Source organism: Celeribacter halophilus (assembly GCF_900114135.1).
Lineage (GTDB): Bacteria > Pseudomonadota > Alphaproteobacteria > Rhodobacterales > Rhodobacteraceae > Celeribacter > Celeribacter halophilus.
In genome coordinates this window covers 76,551-99,402 of sequence record NZ_FORY01000012.1, presented here as the reverse complement: position 1 = coordinate 99,402, position 22,852 = coordinate 76,551, and the positions used below count along the sequence as shown (strand labels likewise).

General features: G+C 54.5%; 23 protein-coding genes. 10 read left to right on the top strand and 13 right to left on the bottom strand.

Annotated elements, in window-relative coordinates; genetic code table 11:
- Positions 1-308 (top strand): integrase core domain-containing protein (locus BM152_RS13215; protein ID WP_139222504.1); only part of this gene is annotated, 308 nt, incomplete at its 5' end.
- On the opposite strand, the gene BM152_RS13210 is transcribed toward BM152_RS13215, so the two are convergent.
- The 5 genes from BM152_RS13210 to BM152_RS13190 form a co-directional block, all read right to left on the bottom strand.
- Positions 303-2,702, bottom strand: a complete 2,400-nt coding sequence (locus BM152_RS13210; protein WP_066600679.1) for a hypothetical protein — start codon at positions 2,700-2,702, stop codon at positions 303-305. The genes BM152_RS13215 and BM152_RS13210 overlap by 6 nt on opposite strands.
- Positions 2,699-3,568, bottom strand: coding sequence for a flagellar motor stator protein MotA (gene motA / locus BM152_RS13205; protein WP_066600676.1), 870 nt, complete (start codon positions 3,566-3,568; stop codon positions 2,699-2,701). Before motA ends, BM152_RS13210 begins: the two co-directional genes overlap by 4 nt.
- Positions 3,569-3,640: 72 nt before the next feature.
- A complete protein-coding gene (locus BM152_RS13200) occupies positions 3,641-4,255 on the bottom strand; it encodes a MotE family protein (protein WP_066600673.1) in 615 nt (204 codons plus the stop codon).
- On the bottom strand, positions 4,252-4,641 hold the full coding sequence (locus tag BM152_RS13195) for a hypothetical protein (protein WP_066600671.1): 390 nt from the start codon (positions 4,639-4,641) through the stop codon (positions 4,252-4,254). Before BM152_RS13195 ends, BM152_RS13200 begins: the two co-directional genes overlap by 4 nt.
- Positions 4,642-4,651: 10 nt before the next feature.
- Positions 4,652-5,152 (bottom strand): flagellar basal body-associated FliL family protein, encoded by a 501-nt coding sequence (locus BM152_RS13190; RefSeq protein WP_066600669.1) that lies wholly within the window; start codon positions 5,150-5,152, stop codon positions 4,652-4,654.
- 80 nt (positions 5,153-5,232) lie between these two features.
- On the opposite strand from BM152_RS13190, the gene fliF reads away from it, so the two are divergent.
- From fliF to fliP, 4 genes are read left to right on the top strand one after another with little or no spacing between them, the layout of a single operon-like run.
- Positions 5,233-6,918, top strand: coding sequence for a flagellar basal-body MS-ring/collar protein FliF (gene fliF, locus BM152_RS13185; RefSeq protein WP_066600666.1), 1,686 nt, complete (start codon positions 5,233-5,235; stop codon positions 6,916-6,918).
- Positions 6,918-7,556 carry a FliH/SctL family protein gene (locus tag BM152_RS13180; RefSeq protein WP_066600657.1) on the top strand — a complete coding sequence of 213 codons (639 nt, stop codon included), beginning with the start codon at positions 6,918-6,920 and terminating at the stop codon, positions 7,554-7,556. Before fliF ends, BM152_RS13180 begins: the two co-directional genes overlap by 1 nt.
- Complete coding sequence (locus tag BM152_RS13175) at positions 7,549-7,827, top strand: FliM/FliN family flagellar motor switch protein (protein WP_066600654.1); 279 nt, start codon at positions 7,549-7,551, stop codon at positions 7,825-7,827. Before BM152_RS13180 ends, BM152_RS13175 begins: the two co-directional genes overlap by 8 nt.
- 6 nt (positions 7,828-7,833) lie before the next feature.
- Positions 7,834-8,571: a flagellar type III secretion system pore protein FliP gene (gene fliP, locus BM152_RS13170; protein WP_066600653.1), complete on the top strand. Its 738-nt coding sequence runs from the start codon at positions 7,834-7,836 to the stop codon at positions 8,569-8,571.
- A gap of 77 nt (positions 8,572-8,648) precedes the next feature.
- Here the strand turns inward: fliP and BM152_RS13165 are convergent, their stop codons facing one another.
- Genes BM152_RS13165 through BM152_RS13155 form a run of 3 tightly spaced genes read right to left on the bottom strand, consistent with a single transcriptional unit; the run spans position 8,649 to position 10,956 of the window.
- On the bottom strand, positions 8,649-9,389 hold the full coding sequence (locus BM152_RS13165) for a lysophospholipid acyltransferase family protein (protein ID WP_066600650.1): 741 nt from the start codon (positions 9,387-9,389) through the stop codon (positions 8,649-8,651).
- Entirely contained in the window at positions 9,389-10,288 is a 900-nt protein-coding gene (locus BM152_RS13160; RefSeq protein ID WP_066600649.1) for a cell division protein FtsX, read from the bottom strand. The genes BM152_RS13165 and BM152_RS13160 overlap by 1 nt, the downstream gene beginning before the upstream one ends.
- On the bottom strand, positions 10,285-10,956 hold the full coding sequence (locus BM152_RS13155; RefSeq protein WP_074914296.1) for a cell division ATP-binding protein FtsE: 672 nt from the start codon (positions 10,954-10,956) through the stop codon (positions 10,285-10,287). The genes BM152_RS13160 and BM152_RS13155 overlap by 4 nt, the downstream gene beginning before the upstream one ends.
- A 177-nt stretch (positions 10,957-11,133) precedes the next feature.
- On the opposite strand from BM152_RS13155, the gene BM152_RS13150 reads away from it, so the two are divergent.
- On the top strand, positions 11,134-12,156 hold the full coding sequence (locus BM152_RS13150; protein WP_066600641.1) for a zinc-ribbon domain-containing protein: 1,023 nt from the start codon (positions 11,134-11,136) through the stop codon (positions 12,154-12,156).
- 13 nt (positions 12,157-12,169) lie between these two features.
- Here BM152_RS13150 and BM152_RS13145 read toward each other — a convergent pair whose 3' ends face one another.
- The 4 genes from BM152_RS13145 to argH all read right to left on the bottom strand — a co-directional run bounded on the left by BM152_RS13145 (position 12,170) and on the right by argH (position 17,570).
- Positions 12,170-14,662, bottom strand: a complete 2,493-nt coding sequence (locus BM152_RS13145) for a DUF4175 domain-containing protein (RefSeq protein ID WP_066600636.1) — start codon at positions 14,660-14,662, stop codon at positions 12,170-12,172.
- 66 nt (positions 14,663-14,728) lie between these two features.
- Positions 14,729-15,994, bottom strand: a complete 1,266-nt coding sequence (lysA, locus tag BM152_RS13140) for a diaminopimelate decarboxylase (protein ID WP_066600623.1) — start codon at positions 15,992-15,994, stop codon at positions 14,729-14,731.
- 20 nt (positions 15,995-16,014) lie between these two features.
- The gene (locus tag BM152_RS19290) at positions 16,015-16,182 is read right to left on the bottom strand and encodes a hypothetical protein (protein ID WP_170125653.1); all 168 of its coding nucleotides are present in this window, start codon (positions 16,180-16,182) and stop codon (positions 16,015-16,017) included.
- Positions 16,179-17,570, bottom strand: a complete 1,392-nt coding sequence (gene argH / locus BM152_RS13135; RefSeq protein WP_066600714.1) for an argininosuccinate lyase — start codon at positions 17,568-17,570, stop codon at positions 16,179-16,181. The genes BM152_RS19290 and argH overlap by 4 nt, the downstream gene beginning before the upstream one ends.
- 13 nt (positions 17,571-17,583) lie before the next feature.
- On the opposite strand from argH, the gene BM152_RS13130 reads away from it, so the two are divergent.
- On the top strand, positions 17,584-18,183 hold the full coding sequence (locus tag BM152_RS13130) for a TlpA disulfide reductase family protein (RefSeq protein ID WP_066600619.1): 600 nt from the start codon (positions 17,584-17,586) through the stop codon (positions 18,181-18,183).
- Here BM152_RS13130 and BM152_RS13125 read toward each other — a convergent pair.
- Positions 18,122-19,429 (bottom strand): PAS domain-containing protein, encoded by a 1,308-nt coding sequence (locus BM152_RS13125; protein WP_074914293.1) that lies wholly within the window; start codon positions 19,427-19,429, stop codon positions 18,122-18,124. The two genes, BM152_RS13130 and BM152_RS13125, sit on opposite strands and share 62 nt — an antisense overlap.
- A 331-nt stretch (positions 19,430-19,760) precedes the next feature.
- Here BM152_RS13125 and BM152_RS13120 point away from each other — a divergent pair, with 331 nt between their 5' ends.
- From BM152_RS13120 to phbB, 3 genes are all read left to right on the top strand, one after another.
- Positions 19,761-20,588, top strand: a complete 828-nt coding sequence (locus tag BM152_RS13120) for an EAL domain-containing protein (protein ID WP_066600610.1) — start codon at positions 19,761-19,763, stop codon at positions 20,586-20,588.
- Positions 20,589-20,755: 167 nt separating this feature from the next.
- On the top strand, positions 20,756-21,931 hold the full coding sequence (locus BM152_RS13115) for an acetyl-CoA C-acetyltransferase (RefSeq protein WP_066600607.1): 1,176 nt from the start codon (positions 20,756-20,758) through the stop codon (positions 21,929-21,931).
- Positions 21,932-22,087: 156 nt separating this feature from the next.
- Positions 22,088-22,810: a beta-ketoacyl-ACP reductase gene (phbB, locus tag BM152_RS13110; protein ID WP_066600602.1), complete on the top strand. Its 723-nt coding sequence runs from the start codon at positions 22,088-22,090 to the stop codon at positions 22,808-22,810.
- The last annotated feature ends 42 nt before the right edge of the window (positions 22,811-22,852 follow it).

Sequence of the window (22,852 nt, the reverse complement as noted above, 5' to 3'; positions counted from 1 at the left end):
ACGAGGTGCCTTGGCATTACATTGACCCAGGCAAGCCACAGCAGAATGCCTTTATCGAAAGCTTCAATGGCAGTCTGCGCGACGAGTTGTTGAATGAGGAGATATTCGACACTCTGGACGAAGCGCGGCGGAAGCTGGCCCTTTGGCGATACGACTACAATGCCGTCAGGCCGCACTCATCACTTGGAAACCAAACGCCACTGCAGGCGCGCCGAGCGCTTGAGCAATTTGAGGGCTCCGCGCACGGCGCGCTTGCCCAAACCGAAATCCATGATTATCAAAATCAAACCCGCAGACTCTCATTATGAACGAGGGGCCGATGGGGGGCAGGTCACATCTTCGAACATTTCCCTCGCTCTTTGACTTGAAGCGACGATAGCTTCAGCGGATGCAAGAGACGGTTTTTTACCGCTCTTTTCCTCATTGAGCGCGAAACCTCCATCTTTCATTACATTTGCAAAATTGGACATGCTCGGTGAATTCGCCTCAACGAGGCTCTCCCAATCCTCTGCAAGCAAGGCGAAGGTTTCCCGCTCAGCATCAATGGGGTTGCTTTTTAAAAGCTCTGCCGCTTTCTCAATATCGTTTAGATAAAAATATGCTTTCGCTGCAATTTCCCGCGACTCTTCATGATCAACGTCTAGCGCATATTTCAACGCGTTTTGCATATCTCCAATGCCATAGAACGCTTCAGCTAATAATATTTTGGCATCATCACTCATCAGGCCATCAGCTTCAGGCATAAACTCCAAGGATTGTTGGAAAAACCCAAGATCCAGCAAGCGCCTTGAGACCGCAAGGCGCGCGCTATTTGAGAAGTCCGCTTGAGATATGCCATCCTTGTGCTGCCAAATAGTCTTTAAAAACAAAGTATCATCTGGGGCCTGAGCCAGCGTTTCAAGAGCGCGGGAGGTAAGATTCGTAAGGTCTAGATTATCTGACCCTTCCTCCTGCTTTAGGGCAAAAACCTTCTCAACCGCGACATCCGGTTTTCCCGAATAGATTTGAGCTAAGATCGCTGCCTCTTGTAGCTTTCCTTCGAAGGGGTCACCACGGAACTCAACCGCAAACGCTTCAACTGTTTCTGCAATACTTTCATCAATTTCCTCGCCATCCTTAGCTTTCAATTGAATTAGTTTAACAAGCGCTTCCGGAGCATATGCGCCATTTTCTGCAATAATATATTTAAGTTTATCCTCACCGGACTTTAAGTCCCCCTCCGCAAGAGCCAACTTTGCGTTCAGTAAGACAGACGCATCGCTCTGACGTTCGATTCCGCGCAGCATCGCATTTTGAATGTATTGCACGCTCTCCGTATCTCCAATTGCAAGGAAACGATCCGATAATATCGGGCCAAGATGTCGTCGCAGATGGAATGGCAATGCTGAAAATGTCGATAGAATACTATTCATGTTATAGTCTTCATCCGGATCAAGTGCCTTTTTAGACAAAACTGACCAAAGAGCCACAGATGTATCGCACTGGAACTGATGAGATAACGGACTGGAAACCTCTGTAAAGCTTTGGTCCATGATGTCCGCCATGGCCCAAAGAATGTCGTGCCCCTCCACTTTGACACCGAAATCACGCAACACAGATTTGGCTTCCGCTCCGAAAGTCAAATAAAGGTAATATCGCGCAAGATCTCTAATGCCTTTGGGATCCGGTCGATCAAACTCACCGAGAATTTTTGCTCGCAAATGAGATAAGCTTTGGCCATCTTCCACAGCCCTCCCCCACTGTGAAATTTGAACTTGGCGGTCATCCAAACAAATAGACCGACTTCCTTCAATAATCTTCAGCTCCGAGGCACCACCCCGTTCGCGGTCCATCGAAGACTGAATATGTATGTGGGATAGTTCTACAGTGTCCTCCTCCGATATTATAGTTTCGCGGTTGCCACTATCCGCTGACACTGCCTCCTCTTGAGGCTCGATTGTCCCATTTTCAGCTCGATCAGCTTGCGACACCTCCGGCTCTAACAATCCTTGCGAGACAGCGCGCCCGATCTGCTCAAGCAACCTACGCTCCAAGTCGCTTACATCATCAAGGTTCTCACTGAACGCATCCTCCGCATCCAAAAGAGCATTTGATGCTTTATTTTTCTGAAAGCGGCCTCCGTCTAAAGGAAAATTTCTATCGGCCTCCCCAATCAGTTCTTCATCGGATACCCACTCATCTGCGGCAGAAACAAAACCGTCGTCTCCTTCCCCCGAAATTATAATATCAGGAGCAACAGGCACCGACACAGCGTCCTTCCCCTCACCCCCCTCTAAGGGAGAGAGAACTGTTTCATCGCCATTTACATGGTCAATCAAAGGCTGCTCAAATTCCGACGATGCATCGGGCGCACCGTCTTTTATATCAATAACCACACGTCCCTCGCGCAGCTCGAATACATCTGCATGAACATTTTCCGGAATGACCACCTGAAGATAAGCATTGCCACCCTTTACGTTTGCAATACGTTGACGTGGAATCCTTTGAAAAACAGCACTTGTGTCGAAATATATATCTTCATCCGGCACATGAAACTCATAGCCCTGCTCTGACCGACCGAATGCCCAGTCTGTCTTTGCCGAAAACTGCATCACAAGACGCGAAAACCCTGCATGCTCGCCGGAACGCACAGTTATGACTTCCGCAAACAGAACCTGTGGCATCAGAGCAAGACCAAGAATATAACCCAGAATCCGGATCATGCCGCCTCCGATTTAACTTCTTTAAGCGCTTCTTCTAAATCCGAGAAACTTGGACGATATCGACCGGGCGTATTCTGCCGTCCGACCTCAATACAAATATTCGTTGCGTGATTGTGCAGGTTAGCCACAAGAACTTCGCGAACCAGATTGTAGAAATGCCCGTCCTCTTCAATCACATCCTTCATTTTGCGCGCAAACGGACCTACGATACCATAAGCAAGAAATACACCAAGAAAGGTGCCGACGAGAGCGCCGCCGATCATTTTTCCCAATATTTCTGGTGGTTGATCAATAGAAGCCATTGTTTTGATGACCCCCAAAACCGCAGCCACAATGCCAAGAGCCGGCAAAGCGTCACTAATTGCGGTCATCGCATGTGAGGAGTGCAGTGCATGGTGAAGGTTCGCTTCAAGCCGCTTTTCCAGCACCTCCTCAACCTGATGCGGATCATCGTAGCTCATAGAGGCCGACCGCAAAGTATCACAAATCAAAGCAATTGCCTCTTTATCTGCGAGAATTTTAGGATATTTCGAGAATATGAGCGAATTCTCAGGGGCTTCGATATGTTCCTCAAGAGCAACCGGATTCTGACGCGCCAGACGAATTAGCTCAAAAAGCAAACACAAAAGGTCTTTATAGTCTTCGGGCTTCCATTTAGGCCCCTTGAAAACTTTCCCGATATCTTTGAGCGTATGCTTGATCCCCGACAGATCATTGGAAATAACAAATGCCCCCGTGGCCGCGCCTCCGATCATCATGAATTCGAAGGGCAAAGATTTCATAATGATAGCGATTTTACCACCAGCGGCGGCATATCCACCAAACACCATGATAAAGATCAGCAAAATTCCAACGATACCGATCATTCTCTTTCCTCACGTCTGCGTAGCAACAGGGTCAACCTGTCACAAACCTCTTAAGAAAGTTTATCCACCAGATTATTCGCGCGGCGCATTTGCATTTCGTCCTGCCAAAATAACAGAAATTGTATAGGCAGTTTCCGGATCAAGTCCGGCTAGAATTGCACCAGCCGCATCAGAACGCATCCGACCCAAAAATCCCGCCGCAAACTCCGGAGACATTGCCTCAAAGAGTTCAGCAGCTTCTTTCGGTTTCATCGCCTCATAAACGGCTGTCAGTTTGGCCAGATCATCCTCTGCCGCAGTCTGAGAACGCGCCATAGTGGCCTGCAGGCGCGCCTCCGCTTCCTCAAGCGCAGACAGGTTCTCCAGAGCTTTCTCGCGGGCCAATTCAATGGTTTTCATCTTTTGGGCGAGAAAGAACTCCTGTTCTTCAACTTTTTGTTCACGCTCCAGCAAAGCAGCAATCAAATCAGCCGTTTCTTCATCAGAATAACAAGCTTCGACCTCTTGCCCCTCCGCCATATCGTCACGAGACAATTCCGACATTTCACGTGCGATTGCGGCTCCCGTTCCCGAAGCAACCCGAAGCATCGCAGAAACACCAAAGATCATTGCAATAATCCAAAGTGCACCGCGTCCGGATCGAACGTTCCGAAACATTTTCTTGCTCGGTTTTGTAACTTGCTTCATTCCGCAGCCTCAACTCGTCCTCTTTGGCTCAGAAAAAATGTCTCCTGCTCGGATTGCTCCTCTGCCTCAGGCTGGCGAGACGTCTCGACTGGCGCCGGGCCTTCAGGCAAATCGTGCATGGATGCAATAAGAAGCTCCATACGACGGGAGACATCCTCAGCCCGCTCTGTAAGGCTTCCCAACCTTCCCGCAGACCCCGCCGCAGTTTTTTGCGCCTTGGTCAACGTTTTCGTCATGTCATCCACCTGAGCGGACAAGACAGCGATGGCACCGCCAACCCCTTTTTCAAGGTCCGTGAACCGGCTCAAACGTCGGGCCAAAACCATGCAATATAAAGCAACGGCCAATGTTCCAGAAATCATAAGAATGTCTGCGATAAGCTCCATGACGAAGTCCTCAATTTATAACGAATTCCATAATGAGAACGTCATTGACACGTCCTTCACCGGCGACAATCTGCAAGCGCCTCAATATCTGGGCGCGCAAACGAACGAGTGCAGATGGACTTTCCAATTCGGAAACTTCGACAGCGCGCAAATATCCGTTCAACACATCAACCAGACGCGGAAGCAATGTCTCCACCTCCTGCTTATATTGTGTCGGCACTTCCAATTGCGCCTGAAAGCGCAGATGGCGGTTCTGCCCAGACGTATCCACCAGATTGACGATCAGCGGATCTATCGGAACAAAAGCCACATTGGGCAGAGGCGTCACACTCCCCCCATCAACAGTAGAACTGCCTTTCCCGGAGCGGCCTTCATCAGGTGGAAACAGCGCCCCCGAATACACAAGGAAAAAACCGCCTCCTCCGAGGGCGAGCATCAAAATCACCCCCAAGAGCATAGAGAGTTTCGCTTTTTTATTGGCTCCACTTTTGAGCTGTTCTTCTTCAGCCATAAGTCCATCCAGAATTTTTCTCCGAATCCGTTTTATCCTGAATCTAGCTAACCAATTATTAAGACGGATCAGGCATTTCTATGAACAGACGGGAGCAGAAGCTCACGCATTCAAGGAGTGTCGTCTTGCAACAGATTCTTTCTGTGTGGTCCAATTTAGATATCAATCGCCGCGTCATTGTCGTTGGCGCAACTGTATTGATGTTCGTCGCAATCATCGGCTTGTCTCGACTGGCGGCAAAGCCATCAATGTCTCTTCTGTATTCCGGACTTGAAACAGGAGCAGCCGGTGAGGTTGTGCAATCTCTAGAAGCACAAGGTGTCCCGCATGAGATTCGCGGCGGCGCGATCTTTGTGCCGGCCGATATGCGCGATGAATTGCGTATGACATTGGCATCCGAGGGGCTCCCCGCCAATTCCATAGGGGGATACGAGTTGCTTGATTCCCTGTCGGGGTTCGGAACAACGTCACAAATGTTTGACGCCGCATATTGGCGCGCAAAAGAAGGCGAATTGGCTCGAACGATTCTCTCGTCTCAAAAAATCAAGTTTGCACGCGTTCACATTGCAAACCCTTCGTCGCAGCCCTTTCAACGGGAAATAGCAGCCTCGGCTTCTGTCACGGTCACCGCTGTGAGCGGGTCAATATCAACCGATCAGGCAAACGCATTCCGGTATCTTGTGTCCTCCGCTGTCGCGGGTCTCGCCCCTGAAAATGTCTCAGTCATCGACGGTCGCACTGGCGTTGTGATCACGGGTGAAGACCCGACAACGGGAACTTCTGGCAACACAGATCGCGCCGAAGAAATGCGTCGAAATGTGCAACGGCTTCTTGAAGCACGTGTTGGCGCAGGCAAGGCTGTCGTCGAAGTTTCCATTGAAACGGAAACCGATAGGGAATCCATTATCGAACGTCATTTTGAACCCGAGAGCCGCGTTGCAATCAGTTCGGAAACAGAAGAACGCAGCAATTCCTCGCAAGGGAGCGGTCGCGGCGCCGTGACGGTTGCCTCCAACCTGCCGGATGATACCAGCGCTACAAATGGTGATTCGAGCACAAGCAACAGCGAAACCCGTGAACGCATCAATTACGAGGTTTCGGAGACACGTCGCGAAATTCAACGGGGGCCTGGTGCGATCAAACGCTTGACCGTGGCGGTCTTGGTCGACGGCATCAGAACAATCAACCCCGAAACACAAGAGGTTTCCTGGACGCCGAGAAGCGATGAAGAGATCTCTGCTCTACGCGATTTGGTTGCATCAGCTATTGGCTTCAACGAAGAGCGCGGCGATCAGATCACGCTAAAAACCATGGAGTTCGAGCCCTTGCTTGTTGAAGGGGCCGAAGCACAAAGCTCTCTGCTTCCCCCCATGAATATTGATCCCATGTCGATCATACAATTGGCAGTTCTGGCCATTGTGACACTCATTCTAGGTCTCTTCGTTTTGCGCCCCATTCTGGCTAAACCTGCCCCCGCACTCCCGCCTGTGGATGCCTCGGATGTGAATACGCCTGAAAGCTTGCCTGCCACGATACCAATGCCGGACTTGCCGTCCCCTTCAACACCGGCGTTGGACGGAGAGATCTCGGAAAACGGGTTTGAGTTGCCCACTATGGGTGTCGTCTCGGACTTTGATTTCGAAGACGATGACATCGGCACGCCAAGCGATCCGGTAAAGCGCCTCAAAAAGCTCATTGAAGACCGACAAGAGGAAACCGTCGAAATCTTGCGCGGCTGGATGGAAGACGCTGAGGAGAACGCCTGATGACCACGCAATTCCCCCTCGAAGACTTCAGCGTCACATCACAACCGGCGTCCCAGCTCCCTTTAACACAGCGAGATACAGACGGCGCAGCCACACCGCCAGTTCCGACTGAGGAGGAAATAGAAGCCAAGAGAATGGCCGCCTATGAGCAAGGATACAAAGCGGGGTGGGATGACGCCACGCGCGCCGAAAGCGAGCAACAGACCCGCATTGGCGCCGAGTTTGCGCGGAATTTGCAAGACCTGAGCTTCACATTCCACGAAGCCCGCGCGCATATCATGAAGGCACTTGAACCGCTGCTCAAGGAAATGACCAGCAAGGTGCTACCCCAACTGGTGAGTGAGACCCTTGGACAAAAAATTGTTGAAGAGCTTCTGCCGATGGCTGAGGTCGCATCGGATTCGCCGATAAAAATTGTGGTTTCTCCTGCATCCCGACCCGCAATTCAGCGCCTCATTGACGACTCCTTAACCATTCCATTGGACATCATGGAGGAGCCGAGCCTCGCAGATGGCCAAGTCTATCTACAGATGGGCGGGCTTGAGAAAAAGATCGATATGGATGCGACTGTAGAAAAGATCATGAAAGCCATTGATGCTGTATACGCTCTGAACGAGGAGGCCATAAATTATGGTTGAACAGACTGAAAACAATATAAAAAATACGTTTTCTCAAGTTCCGATCGAAATCACGATATCTGTCGGAAAGGCGCGGCCTCTCGTGAAGGATCTATTGAAACTGCAAAGCGACAGTGTCCTTCCTCTTGACCGGAACATCGAAGACCCTGTCGAACTCTACATCGGCGACAAACTCATCGCCCGCGGGGAGCTACAAGAAATGGAAGGTGGCCAAGCCGGGCAGCTGGCTGTGCGCCTTACCGAAGTGGCCGATCTGAAAAACGGATTGTGAAACTTGATGCGTCCTTCAATCTTTCTGTCCGTTCTGGCCCTCATCCTCTTGTTGGTCAGCGAACCGGCCAACGCGCAATCCATGACTTTGGATCTTGGGGCGGATGGATCGTTGTCGGCGCGGTCCATCCAACTTCTGCTGCTCATCACCATTCTCAGCATCGCCCCCGGCATTGCCATAACACTCACATGTTTCCCGTTCATCGTCACGGTTCTGTCGATTTTGAGACAGGCGATCGGCTTGCAACAGTCCCCGCCAAACATGTTGATGATCAGTCTGGCCCTGTTTCTGACCTATTACGTTATGGAGCCTGTGTTCACCGAGAGCTGGACGACGGGAATACAGCCATATGTGAATGGAGACATCCCTCTCGAACAGGCATTTTCTCTCTCCATTGATCCGTTCCGGGGCTTCATGTCCAACCGCATTGACCCCGACACGTTTCAGCAACTGAAAGAACTTCGTGATGATTTCAGCACCGTCAACGGCGTGTCGCGGGACGCCCCTCTCTCCTTGCTCGTGCCGTCATTTCTGCTTTCCGAAGTCGAGCGCGCGTTTCAAATCGGATTTCTCGTCTTTTTGCCGTTTCTCATCATCGACTTGGTCGTGTCCGCCATTTTGATGTCGATGGGCATGATGATGGTCCCGCCCGCGATCGTCTCTCTTCCGTTCAAACTAGCGTTTTTTGTTGTGTCCGACGGTTGGTCACTTCTGTCCAGCGCCCTTGTCCGAAGTTATTTCTAAATGCTCCGAGAAAGTGCCAAGGACATCAAGTTACCGCACAAGGTGCCTTGCCAGCATAAGACCGCACAAAATTGACATCAGGACTTCGGCGGCAACTCGAAACCGGCCTCTACCATAAGGCGATCAGACGCGGTCTCAACGACCTGCTCCAGTTCCGACATAACGTCTTTCATCTCACGGCCCGCTTTAATCCGCGGCAAGAACTCTACCACCGCCAGACCTGGCTTGCGGTAGATGCCGTGACGCGGCCAGAACACACCCACATTGGTCGCCGCTGGCACAAGGTCCTGGCCGGTTTGCTCATAGAGCACGCCCGTGCCAATTTTATAAGGCAGATGCGCACCCGCCGCGACACGGGTGCCTTGCGGGAAGATGATTAACTGACCAGGAAGCGTTGCGCCGGACTTCACACCTGAAATCATTTTTTTGATCGCCAAACCACGTTTGCCGCGATCAACAGGAACACAACCGATACGTTTGGCGAAATACCCCACGATAGGGGTCCAGACGATTTGCTTTTTCATAATGAACTTCGGACGTGGAACGGCCGAAACGATCAGGATAATGTCGAAAAAGCTCTGATGCTTGGCTCCAATCAACACCTCATCGGTGGGCACCTCGCCTCGGATCTCGGATTTCAGCCCGACCAGCCAACGCGCCGAAAACCGCACCCAATGGCAATAGGTGTGAACCGCCGTAAAGGCCCAATCGCGATTGAGCGCCGACAGCGGTGTAAAGAAAATCGCCATGACGAACATGACCAGATACATCTGGATCACGAAAACCAAAGATAAAAACCACTGGATCGGATAGGGCATCACATCAACCTTCGCAGGGTTTGGGTCGCGGCCACACGGGTCGCAACATAGGCTACAATCGCAGCGAGTAGCGGGATCAAAAGCGGCCAGAGCCATTGTGCGCCGGAGAATCCCAGCCCCGTCAGAAAACCACCCGCTTCGTCTGCCTTCGGCAAAAGCGCGATGGCGATCATACCGCAAAACGTCCCGATTACGGCGCCGGAAAGCCCGCGCAAGGTGAAACGGCGGACAAAGGCGCTGGCAATAAAACGGTCCGTTGCCCCCACAAGACGCAAGGTCCGGATCACTTGCGCCGTCGCCGCCAAGGCCGCATTGGCCGCCAGCGTGATCATACCACCAGTTACCCCCGCAATCAAAAGCAGAGAAATAACCCCCAACAGGCGCAGCCGCTCCGCCGCGCGTACCAAGGGCCGCCGCCAACGGCTATGATCGTCGAGAACGGCACCGGGGGCCTCCCCCGCCAACCTGAGACGCAGCCCTTCTGCATCAAATCCGTCAGGTGTTTCCTGAACGTCAATCAAGACCGGCAAAGACAAGGTGTCGAGCGGCAGGTCAGGGCCGAACCACGGCTCCAGAAGCGCAGTTTCCTCTTCGGCACCCAAGCGCCGCGCCTCCGCCACTCCGGGCGTTGTCTCAAGCACCTTGAGCGCCGCAGCGGTTTGGGCCTCGATCTGATCGGAAGGCGCCGAAATACGCACGGTCGAACCGCGCGCAAGCTCCGTCCCCCAGCGATCCGCCAAACGTCCGGTGGCCATCGACAGCGCCAATGCAAAAACCGCCAGAAAGGCCATCGCCGCCGCCGTTATCACGGTCAGTTGTGCCGTAAAGCCCGAAGGCGGCACAACACGTCCCGATGGGCTTTCGCGAAAACTCAGGAAGGACAAGACAATGGTTCTCACAGATCCGCCCCCGCTTGCTGAATACGCCGGTTGGAGATGCGCAACACCCGCGCCTGCACTTGCGCTTTGGCCTGACGAATCAGATGCAGGTCATGCGTGGCGATCACCACCGTTTTCCCCATCCGGTTCAATTCGATCAAAAGCTGCAAAAGACGCAGCGACATTTCCCAGTCCACGTTGCCTGTCGGCTCATCCGCAAGAATGACTTCCGGCGACATGATCACCGCACGCGCCAAAGCCGCACGCTGACGTTCCCCGCCCGACAGTTCCGGTGGATGGGCTTTGGCCTGTTCCGACAGCCCGACCCAATTCAGCAGGTCTTCCAGATCACGCTCGTCTCGCTCACGACCGGAAACGGACAGCGGCAGGGCAACGTTATCGACGAGACTGAGGTGGTCAAGGAATTGGCAATCCTGATGCACCACACCGATGCGCCGACGCAGGTTCGCCACCTCGTCCCGCTCCATCTGGCGCGTATCTTCACCAAAGATCGATACCCGACCGGCCGTGGCCTGAAGTTCGCGATAACACAGTTTGAGAAATGTTGTTTTGCCTGCCCCTGAAGGCCCCGTCAGAAAATGGAAAGACCCCGGCGCAAGCGTCAGGGACATTTCTGTCAATAGCTCCCGCCCACCGTAGCCGTAGCCTGCCTCATGAAACTCTATCACATGTCACCTCTGCGAACCCCTGTCGCTTCTTCGCGACAGTTTTGCCTCACTGGTCAAAACCTTTCAATGCAACTGTCGCAAAAATATGGACAATCTGCTAATTCACGTTAAGAATTGCAGAAAATCGCGCAGTCAGCATGGGGGAGCGTGCGCAGATAACGTGTGGCAGGGGAAGTTATGCGGCTGATATGTCCGAATTGCGGAGCTCAATACGAAGTTGATTCACGTGTCATTCCTGACACGGGGCGAGATGTTCAATGTTCAAACTGCGGGCACACATGGTTTCAGCAGCCCGCCCATCTGGACAAGGAACTGGCGGAAGAACTGGGATATGAAATTCCGGACGAAGATGCCTCTCTTACAGAAACCCCTCCTGAAACCGCCGTGGTCCAGCCTGCGGCCGAAGAGTTTCACGTAGATGTGCCTACGACCGCTCAAGAGCCGGAACCTGCCATCGAACCAGAGCTTGACCCCGAGCCGGAAATTGTTCCCGAGCCTGTAGATATCCCTGAACCGGCGTTGGAAGCGGAGCAGGACGCAATATCCATATCGGCATCCGAACCGGAATACGAGATCGAAGACAGCGAGGATCTCCCGCCTCCCGCACAAGACACCGCGCCACAGAGCAGCGTCGCGCTCAAGGACAGCGTGCGGGACATCTTGCGTGCCGAGGTCGAATTCGATCACGCGATGCGCCAGACAGAAGGCGAGACGATTGAAACCCAGCCCGACTTGGGACTGGAAGAACCCGCACAGGACTCAGCCAAGAAGAGCCTGCGTGAACGCATGGCGCGGCTGCGTGGGCTTGACCCGGCGGACCCCGGCCTTGTGGCAGGCGGAGTGGCTGCGGCCACCGGCAAACGTCGCGATCTCTTGCCTGATATCGAGGAAATCAACTCCACCCTGAGCGCCGCTTCGGAACGCGATGACGATGGCACAGTGCCCGATGAAGACACCCGCCGCGAGCGCGCGGAGCGCTCCGGTTTCCGCACCGTCTTCCTGACGCTGGTGCTGATCGCGGTCTTCCTCGTGGCGCTCTATATCCTCTCGCCTCTGATCGCGGCAAAAGTGCCCGCTCTGGCCGGAGTGATGGAAACCTACGTCCATATGGCGAACGGTTTCCGTGGCTGGCTCGACCAAACCTTGTCAGCCGCCAGCACGCGGCTGAATGCACTTTTAGGCCAGCTCAGCGGCTCCTAAATCGACAAACCTCTCAGAACTGATCCAGCAGCCGGTTGAGATAATCGCGCTCTTCCGCCGTGCGCTCCCGATCTTCGGTGCGGCGACGGATTTCGTCCAGAAGCTCCTCGGCGCGACGATAGACATCCTCGCCTTCATAAAATTCTTCATCCGTGCCAAGACGCCCCATGCCGCCCGGCGTGCGGCCCAGCGGATCGCGGCCTTGCGTCTCTGATCCGTCATTGGGCTGGCCGTCCTGATCTTGCTGCGATTGTGCTTGTTGTTCACCAAGTTGACGCATCCCGTCACGCAGGGCCTCCATCGCCTCGGCCTGCCCGTCAAGTGCGCCGGAGAGATCCCCCTCGCGCAACGCTCTTTCGGCCTCCTCCATCGCCCGATCCGCGCGATCAAGCGCACTGCCGACACTGTCTTCTCCGCCTCCGCCACCGGGGACATTGCGCCGCTGTTCGCGCAAGGCTTCCCGCAAGGCGCGCTGGCGCTCGGACAGCGATTGCTCCGCGCCTTCTCCACCAGCCTCCGCCCCGCCCTGCGCATCTCCATCCGGCTCATCGCCTTGCTGATCGCCACCTTGCGAGGGCGAATTCTGGCCAAACTGCTCCTGCAAATCAGAGAACGTATCGTCATTCAACTGCTGCTGGTCGCGCAGCGTATCTTGCAGGCCCTGCATCCCCTCGCTGCCTTGGCCCTGCCCCTCGCCTTGTGTGACCCGCATGTTTTCGAGCATTTCAGCCAGCATATCCATAAGCTGCTGTGCTTCGGCCATACGGCCCTGCTCCATCAACTCCTGAATGCGATCCATCAATTGTTGCAGCTGGTCCTGCGTGATCTCCTGCCCCTGATCCTGACCTTGGTCCGGCGTGTCCGTGTCGTCCGCGTCCGGACCTTGCTGTTCGGCCAGTTGCTGCATGTAATCACGGGTCGCCTCGCGCAATTCCTGCATCAAGTTTTCGATCTCTTCAGGCGTGGCCCCGTCACGCATGGCTTGGCTCAGACGCTCCTGCGCCCGATGCAGCCGCGCCAAAGCCTCTTTCAACTCACCATCTTCAAGCTCTAGCGCAATATCCCAAAGCGTGGCGGCAATGGTGTCGACCTGCTCATCCGTCAACCGACCGTCACGCCCCTCAAGCTGGCCGATCACTTCGCGCAAGCGGACATAGCTCGTCATCTCGTCAAACATTTCGCTCGGATTGACAGAGATTGCGCGCAAGACCTGCGCCGTGCGCGGCGCATTCTCTCGGTTCCACAGCAATTCACGCCGCTGATCCACCAAAGCTGCAGCCAGCGGGTCAAAGAACCGGCGCGTCGGCAGGATGCTTTCGCCCAACGCCTCGCTGCTTTCCTGCCCAGCCTCGTCCCAAGCGCTCAAGGACAACCGCACAGGAAGCCCCGCGAACGGATGCTGGGCAAGGTTTTCGGCAATCCGGCCTTCGATTTCGCGCCGATCTCCGGTCTGCGGTAGCATGACGGGCACGGAAATATCCTCACGCGGCTCTGGCGGCAAAACATAGCCGTAGCGTCGCTCCACCGCTTCAACGTCGCGCGAGATCGTCAATATGGCGCGACTGACCCCGAAATCATCGGACAGGCGGAAATCCTGACGCGCCTCGCCGGACGGGGCGCGGGTCATTGGCCCGACCAACTCCGCCACAGGCGGGGCATCCGGCTGAAGCGCAACCTCCCAAAGCCGGCCTGTAGGGCCATCAATCTCGATTTCCCCCGACTGCCGGATCCGGAAATCAGGACGTATCTCCGTGTCGCCCGACACGGTTTCGCGCAGCGTCAAAACACCATCGTCCCCGTAAAACCGCAGCATCACATCCGCCCCTTTGGGCACATCGAAATTCGGATCGAGGTCACCCAGATAAAGCGTGGGCTTGCCGGAATAGGCAGGCGGACGCACCCAGCCCTCCCAGATCGGGCCCGTAGCAATCTCTTCGCCACGCCCTTGGAGACTCGTGAGATATCCCACACGCTCAACCGAACCGAAGAGCAACCCCATACCAAGAGTTGTCAACGCGACAAGACGCAAAGCAAGGGGATCACGAGGAGCCAGACGGATGTTTGGGGCGACGGGGCGGACCGTCGCGAGCCGTGCAATCATACGCTGGCGATGCCGCTCCCAAAGCGTCTCCGAAGCCGCATCCCCAGCCCCGACCAGAACCGTATCGGACAGCGCCTGTAGCGGTCGCCCCGGCAAATGCGCATCAACGCGGGTCACGACCTCGGCTTTGCGTGGTAGATGTATCGCCCGCAGACCAAGAACCAGCGACAGGAGCGCGGCAATCCCGTAAAGCGCAAGCCCCGCCCGAAGGCCCCATATCGGCAGAGCGTCCTGAACGCCCAGCATCAACAGCCCCGCAGCGAAGAAAAACAGCGAGATCAGCGGCCAGAAGGCCAGCGCAATGCGTTCAAGCACCAGCCCCGCTCCGGTCAGCAGCAAAGCCACCTTCACCCTGCGGGCAAGGGGGCGATCAAGGCTGTCGGTGGGTCCGTGCTCAGGGTCCATACATCTCGCTTTACAGCTCGTTAAGCTTCTCGACTCGCCGCCACCCTGCACCACTTGGCGAGCAGGTCAGAGCCACACAGGGATGGTATCGCGGTTTATCATCTCGTCAAAGCTCGGACGTGCGCGGATGACAGCGAATTGATCGTCCTTCACCAAGACCTCGGGCACCAAAGGGCGCGAATTGTATTCAGACGCCATCACGGCCCCATAAGCGCCAGCGGACCGGAATGCGACGAGATCACCCTCTCCCAAAGCGGGCATGTTGCGTCCCTTGGCAAAGGTATCGCCCGTTTCGCAAATCGGCCCGACGACATCCACCGGAGCTTGCTCGGCCCCCGCAACGGGTTCCTCAACCGGCACAATGTCATGATAGGCATCATACATCGACGGGCGCACCAGATCGTTCATCGCAGCATCAACAATCAGGAAGTCACGCCCCTCGCCGTGTTTGAGGTAGATCACGGAAGACACGAGAATCCCCGCGTTTCCCGAAATCAGACGCCCCGGCTCGATCTCGATCTCGCAACCCAGATGGCCCACGGTGCGGCGGATCATATCGCCATATTCGACAGGCAAAGGCGGAGCTTCGTTTGAGCGCTCGTAAGGAATGCCAAGCCCGCCGCCCAGATCGAGACGACGGATATTGTGCCCGTCGGCCCGCAATGCTTCGGTCAGTTCCGCGACTTTGGTGAACGCCAGTTCAAACGGCTCAAGCTGCGTCAGTTGCGACCCGATATGCACGTCGATCCCGACAACATCGATCCCCTCCATTGCTGCGGCGCGCGCATAGACGTCGCGGCAGGTGGCAATCGGAATGCCGAATTTGTTTTCGGATTTTCCCGTTGCGATTTTCGCATGGGTCTTGGCATCCACATCCGGATTGACCCGCAGCGCAATGGGCGCTTTGACGCCGAGAGCGGTCGCAACCTCGTTCAGAGCCTCGAGTTCGGGTTCGCTTTCCACATTGAACTGACGAATCCCGCCCTCAAGCGCCTGACGCATTTCCCAGCGAGTTTTGCCAACCCCCGAAAACACGATGCGATCACCGGGCAATCCGGCAGCTTTGGCCTTGAGATATTCGCCAATGGAGACCACGTCGATCCCCGCGCCCAACTCGCCCATGAGTTTCAAAACCGCGAGGTTCGAATTCGACTTCATGGCGAAACAGACAAGGTGATCCATGCCCTCCAAAGCCTCGTCGAACAGCTTGAAATGCCGTGTCAGCGTGGCTGCGGAATAGACGTAAAACGGTGTCCCGACCTGCGCCGCAATTTCGGACACGGAGACGTCTTCGGCATGAAGCACGCCGTTTTTATAGAGAAAATGGTCCATGTGGATTGCCTTGTCGCGGCTCAGTTGAGCGGAATATGGATGTTGAGTTCGGTGTCTGTGTAGCCGCCGGAACCGGAGTTCACGCCTACAGTTGTTCTGGCGCTGATTTCAGGTTTGGAGGGTTCTCCATCGACGCCACAGGCGCTAAGGCCCAGAACAACGAACAGGGCGGCAATAACGGGTTTCATCCGAGCACCTCTTTCCAACGCTTGATTTGCGCACGCACTTGCGCGGGCGCAGTTCCCCCGTAGCTTGTCCGAGACGCGACCGAGTTTTCAACCGTTAAGACATCATAAACGCCTTCTGTGATCGCTTCGTGAACGGAATTCATGTCCTCAAGCGTCAAATCGGGCAGATCGCAGCCTTTTTTCTCCGCCATCGCCACCAATGCGCCAGTCACATGGTGCGCATCGCGGAAGGGCAGCCCCGCCTCACGCACCAGCCAATCGGCCAGATCCGTCGCCGTCGAAAAGCCGGAGGCCGCAGCCGCACGCAAATTGTCGATATTCGCCGTCATGTCAGACACCATGCCCGTCATCGCCGCGAGCGCCAGCATGAGGTTGTCAGCGGCATCGAAGACCTGTTCCTTGTCTTCCTGCATGTCTTTGGAATAGGCCAGTGGCAACCCCTTCATCACCGTCATCAACGCAACATTGGCACCGAAAATGCGGCCAATTTTGGCGCGGATCAATTCGGCTGCATCAGGGTTTTTCTTTTGCGGCATGATGGACGAACCTGTCGAGAAACGATCCGACAAGGTCACAAAGCGGAATTGCGCGGAGGACCAGATCACAAGTTCCTCTGCGAACCGAGACAGGTGCATGGCGCAGATCGAGGCACAGGACAGAAATTCGAGTGCGAAGTCCCGGTCCGCAACAGCATCCAGAGAGTTCGCGGTCGGACGGTCAAAACCCAAAGCCTCTGCCGTCATATGCCGGTCAATCGGAAAGCCTGTGCCCGCCAGAGCTGCGGAACCGAGCGGGCTTTCATTCATCCGCGCCCTCGCATCTTTGAAGCGCGACAGGTCACGCCCCAACATCTCCACATAGGCCATCATGTGATGGCCCCATGTCACGGGCTGCGCCGTTTGCAGGTGGGTGAAGCCGGGCATAACCCAATCGGCCCCCTCTTCTGCCTGAGCAATCAAAGCACGGATCAACGCCTCGACATCGGAAATCGCCGCATCGAATTGGTCGCGCGTCCAGAGTTTGAAATCCGTCGCCACCTGATCATTGCGCGAACGCGCCGTGTGCAAACGCCCTGCGGCATCACCGATGATTTCCTTGAGGCGGGCCTCGACATTCATGTGGATGTCTTCAAGAGCGGTGGAAAAGGTAAATTCTCCGGCCTCAATCTCTGACAATACCGTGAGAAGGCCTTCCCGAATGGCCTCAGCATCTGTATCGGTAATGATGCCCTGTTTTGAAAGCATCAAGGCATGGGCGCGTGAGCCTGCGATATCTTGGGAGGCCAGCCGCTTGTCGAAATCAATGGAGGCATTGATGGCTTCCATGATGGCGTCAGGTCCGGCAGCGAACCGGCCGCCCCACATCGCGTTTGATTTCTTTTCGGTCATGGACGTGTCCCACATGTTGAAAAAACTGATTGCTGCAATCCTTTATACGGCCCTGAGCCTCGGCGCAATTCCTGCGACCGCGCTTGATCTTGAAGGGGCCGAAGCGTTGCGCGAAGGCAGTATGATGAAGCTGGGTTTTCATAGTGCCCCGAAAGAGGTCAGCACTCTGAGCTTCACCGACATCGACGGCAACGAAGAAACCCTCGCGGATTATCAGGGGCAATTCGTGCTGTTGAACTTTTGGGCGACGTGGTGTGCGCCCTGCCGCAAGGAAATGCCCGCACTCGATGCGCTTTCGGGCGCATTTGGGGACCAAGGGTTGACCGTATTGCCGATTGCAACAGGACATAACCCGCTGCCTGCGATCAAAAGCTTCTTTGAAAAAGCAGGCGTCGAACACTTGCCTGTGCGTTTGGACAGCAAAGGCGCAATGGCGCGCGATATGGGGGTGCTCGGTCTGCCGGTGTCCATCCTGATTTCGCCCGAAGGTAAAGAGATCGCACGTATGACCGGAGATGCCGAATGGTTTTCCCCCTCCGCACAGGCCATCATCACGCATATACTTGAGACAGATTCCTCTCAGCTGCCGGAAGCTTATCAAGAGGGCAATTAAAACTGCGCGCCATTGACGTCTCGATCATAGCTGCAACCTTGTCCGCAAGCGTCAAAATTTGTTCCAAGGTGCTGTCAATTTCGACGTGGAATCGGTCGAGTTGATTAATCACTGGCGTCAGCGCCACAGATTGCGCACTCAGTCGCCCCGCCTCGACGCGACACAAAACGCGAATTGAGTCCAAACCTGTCACCAGTTGACGCAGATCTTTCGCAGATCTCGCCAAAGCCATCGCCTCACTGCAAACGGATTGTAATACGCTACGTGATTCCGCCATATAGCCTTCGGATAACTGGTCCAAAATATCCACTTCACCTTGAAAACCATCTGCTTCAACGCCTGACACAAGACCCTCTGCAGCAACGTTTTTCACCTCACATTGTATGGATGAAGCAGCCATCATAAAAAGTGCCCCATACACTTTCTTCGCCACCGCGGCAGGCAAGCTCTGAGAACCATCGTCTCCCTGAAAACTGCCCAGATGAGTACTGGCTTCATCAGACATCAAACGATAGTTTTGTGAAATCGCAGAAATGGGTCCACCAGCGGGTTCGAGTCGTGAGGCCACAATCCTCATGTTTGAGGGTATACCTCTCGTCTTTGCAAAAGACGCAAAAAGCGATGCGTGCTGTTCGTCGAGAGCCTCAAGAACAGGTAGAATACGTATAAGGCTTTGCAATCGCTCATCCTCAACACGGGCGAGCACATCAGCCCGCGCTATCACCTCCTGAGCAACGGCATAGGAACTGAATGCGCTATATGACGGGAAACCAAGATCACGCAATTTCGCGCGAATATTTCCCGCACTTTCCACTGGCGAAAGACCATCTTCCTGTTCACGATTAAACGACTCTGCATAAAGCGATATCACACTCTCAAAGAGCGACGACGTCGGTTTGAGCCGGACGGACACATAACCACCATCCACCGGAGAAAAGATGGCATAAACCCAATAATGCCGACCATCATTTGCGCGATTTTTAACATAGGCTCCCGTTGCGAGGCCTTTTTTGAGACGCTCCCACAGAATATAAAATACGCCCTTGGGCATATCCGGATGACGGATGATTTTATGTGGCGCGCCAACCAATTCATCCCAAGTATATCCGGAAATACGCCGGAAAACCTCGTTTCCGGATATAATAACGCCACGATCATCCGTGCGCGAAAAAAAGAGTTCATTGATGTCAAAAGGGGCTTCTTCTTTTGAAGTTACCTTACTGGACGTGAAATCTTGTCGCGACATGTCAGTTCCCGTTGTTCAATTGAAAACAGGGAACCAGAATATGCTTTCAATTTCATTAAGCCTAAGTGCGCATTGTGTTTTTTTTCAAAAACACCTTGTAGCGTCGCTGTCCGCAGACTTATCCCGCCAAATTGAAAGAAAAATTTTATATAAATCTAATGTATTTCCTAAAGACCCTTTCAACGTCAAAAAAATTATAATTGAATATCAGTGCGTTAAAAATTCATCATAAAATTACGAAAGTTTCACATCAAATCACGTCATTCACCAATCATTATCACATCCCCGCCAAAATCGACGGTGCAATCTGTAAGCGACACAAGGTGATTGGATGCACGATTCTTTCTATGATAATAACAATTTGGAAAGCCCGCTTTCCGTGGCGATTGCCGCTCGGGATCGCCATACCATGGATATGGTGAAAGAGGCCCTCGACAAAAAGCACGTGATGCTAGCCTATCAACCCATTGTGCACACTTTGCGCCCAGACCGCCCCGCCTTTTACGAAGCGCTCATTCGGGTTCTCGACCAAAACGGACGCGTCATCCCCGCGCGTGAATTTATTGAAGTCGCCGAGACCACAGAAACAGGGCGTATTCTGGACTGCCTCTCTCTGGAACTCGGTTTGCAGGCACTTCATGAACATCCCGACCTTCGCCTCGCGATCAACATGTCCGCCCGCTCCATTGGCTACCCGCGCTGGAAGCAGACCCTTACGGAGGGCCTCGCAAAAGGGCCTACCATTGCAGAGCGTCTCATCCTCGAAATCACTGAAAGCTCGGCCATGGTCATGCCCGATCTGGTTTCTGTTTTCATGTCTGATCTGCAATCAATGGGCATTTCCTTTGCTCTTGATGATTTCGGCGCAGGCTATACAGCCTTTCGCTATCTCAAGGATTTCTATTTCGACATCGTGAAAATCGACGGAGGGTTCATACGAGGGGTCGCATCCAATCCGGATAATCAGGTTCTAACTCAAGCACTTGTCTCGGTCGCGAAGCATTTTGACATGTATACGGTTGCGGAATTTGTCGAGAATACCGCTGATGCCGAATATCTTACGGAAATCGGTGTTGATTGTATGCAGGGACACTATTTTGGCGCCGCAACAATTGATCCTGTTTGGCGACGCCCGGAGACAAAACACAAGGCCGGCTAGGGGCAAGACACTTGATTGCGGTGACAAAGCGCCTCATGATCCCATTGAAGGTTGAAAATGCTGCGCCTGCAACATAGACCTTTCTCGGGGAGTCGCGCAACTTTGTTGCAAATTTTGCATCATTTGGGCAATCTCCCCGCAAACATTACGGGAGAGAGAGTATCATCATGACCAATGTCGTTATCGCATCAGCAGCACGGACAGCTGTCGGCAGCTTTTCCGGCGCCTTCGCCAACACCCCAGCCCACGAGCTCGGGGCACGCGTTCTCGAAGCGCTTGTCGAGCGTGCGGGCATAGACAAAAGCGAAGTGTCCGAAACCATCCTCGGACAAGTTCTCACCGCAGGTCAGGGACAAAACCCCGCTCGTCAGGCGCACATAAACGCAGGCCTGCCGCAAGAATCTGCTGCATGGAGCATCAATCAGGTCTGCGGTTCCGGTCTGCGCACCGTTGCCCTTGCCGCACAACACATCATGCTCGGCGATGCCGATATCGTATGTGCGGGCGGTCAAGAAAACATGTCCATGGCCCCCCATGTCGCCAACCTGCGCACAGGGCACAAAATGGGCGACATGAAATTCATCGATTCGATGATCAAAGACGGGCTCTGGGATGCCTTCAACGGCTACCACATGGGGATCACCGCCGAGAATGTTGCAGAGCAATGGCAAATTTCCCGCGAGATGCAGGACGAATTTGCCCTCGCCTCCCAAAACAAAGCCGAAGCAGCGCAGAAAGCGGGCAAATTCGCCGACGAAATCATTCCGATTACGGTTAAATCCCGCAAGAGTGAAACCATTGTCGATCAGGATGAATATATCCGTCACGGCGCGACGCTTGAAAGCATGCAGAAATTGCGTCCGGCCTTTGATCGGGAAGGCACCGTTACCGCAGGGAACGCATCTGGGATCAACGACGGGGCCGCGGGCGCTTTGTTGATGTCTGCCGAGAACGCCGAAAAACGCGGCATCCAGCCGCTTGCGCGTATCGCGTCCTATGCCACCGCGGGCCTTGACCCGTCGATCATGGGCGTGGGACCGATCTATGCGTCACGCAAAGCGCTGGAGAAAGCGGGTTGGAAGCCCGAAGATCTCGACCTCGTCGAAGCGAACGAAGCCTTTGCGGCTCAGGCCTGTGCCGTAAACAAAGACATGGGCTGGGATCCGGCCATTGTGAACGTCAACGGCGGCGCCATCGCAATCGGTCACCCGATCGGCGCATCTGGCGCACGCATCCTCAACACACTCCTGTTCGAAATGCAGCGTCGCGACGCCAAGAAAGGCCTTGCGACACTTTGCATTGGCGGCGGCATGGGCGTTGCCGTCTGTCTCGAACGCGACTGATCTAGTGAAGGGGCTGTCATGGCCCCTTCATCCGTCCCTGATAGTGGCATGACGGCTGCATAAAATATTCAGAACCCATTAAGCAATATTGTTGCGACGTCAGAATATTTTAGATAACAAGATTGCCAAGTAAAACCTACTAGGAGGAGGAGTATCATGTCCAGAGTCGCTCTTGTGACCGGAGGATCGCGCGGAATTGGCGCTGCCATTTCTATGGCGCTGAAGGACGCAGGCTATAAAGTTGCCGCTACCTATGCGGGCAACGATGAAGCCGCAGCTCACTTCACGAAAGAAACCGGCATCAAAACCTACAAATGGTCTGTGGCCGATTACGAAGCCTGCGCCGATGGCATCGCGCAGGTCGAAGCCGACCTTGGTCCCGTCGATATTCTGGTGAACAACGCAGGAATCACGCGCGACGCACCGTTTCACAAAATGAGCCGCGAACAGTGGCAGGAGGTCATGGATACCAACCTTTCCGGCGTGTTCAACATGACCCATCCGCTCTGGCCCGGCATGCGTGAACGGAAATTCGGTCGTGTGATCAACATCAGTTCGATCAACGGCCAGAAAGGCCAGTTCGGGCAGGTCAACTACTCCGCCGCCAAGGCCGGAGACATCGGCTTCACCAAGGCACTGGCCCAAGAAGGCGCACGCGCAGGCATCACCGTCAACGCAATCTGCCCGGGCTACATCGCGACCGAAATGGTTATGGCCGTGCCGGAAAAAGTCCGGGACTCGATCATTTCCACGATTCCGGTCGGACGTTTGGGCGAACCCGAAGATATTGCGCGCTGCGTGGTCTTTTTGGCCTCGGATGACGCGGGCTTCATAACCGGCTCGACCATCACCGCGAATGGCGGCCAGTATCTGACCTGACCAATCGTTAATCTCTATGACTTTCACACAAATGGGCCGCGT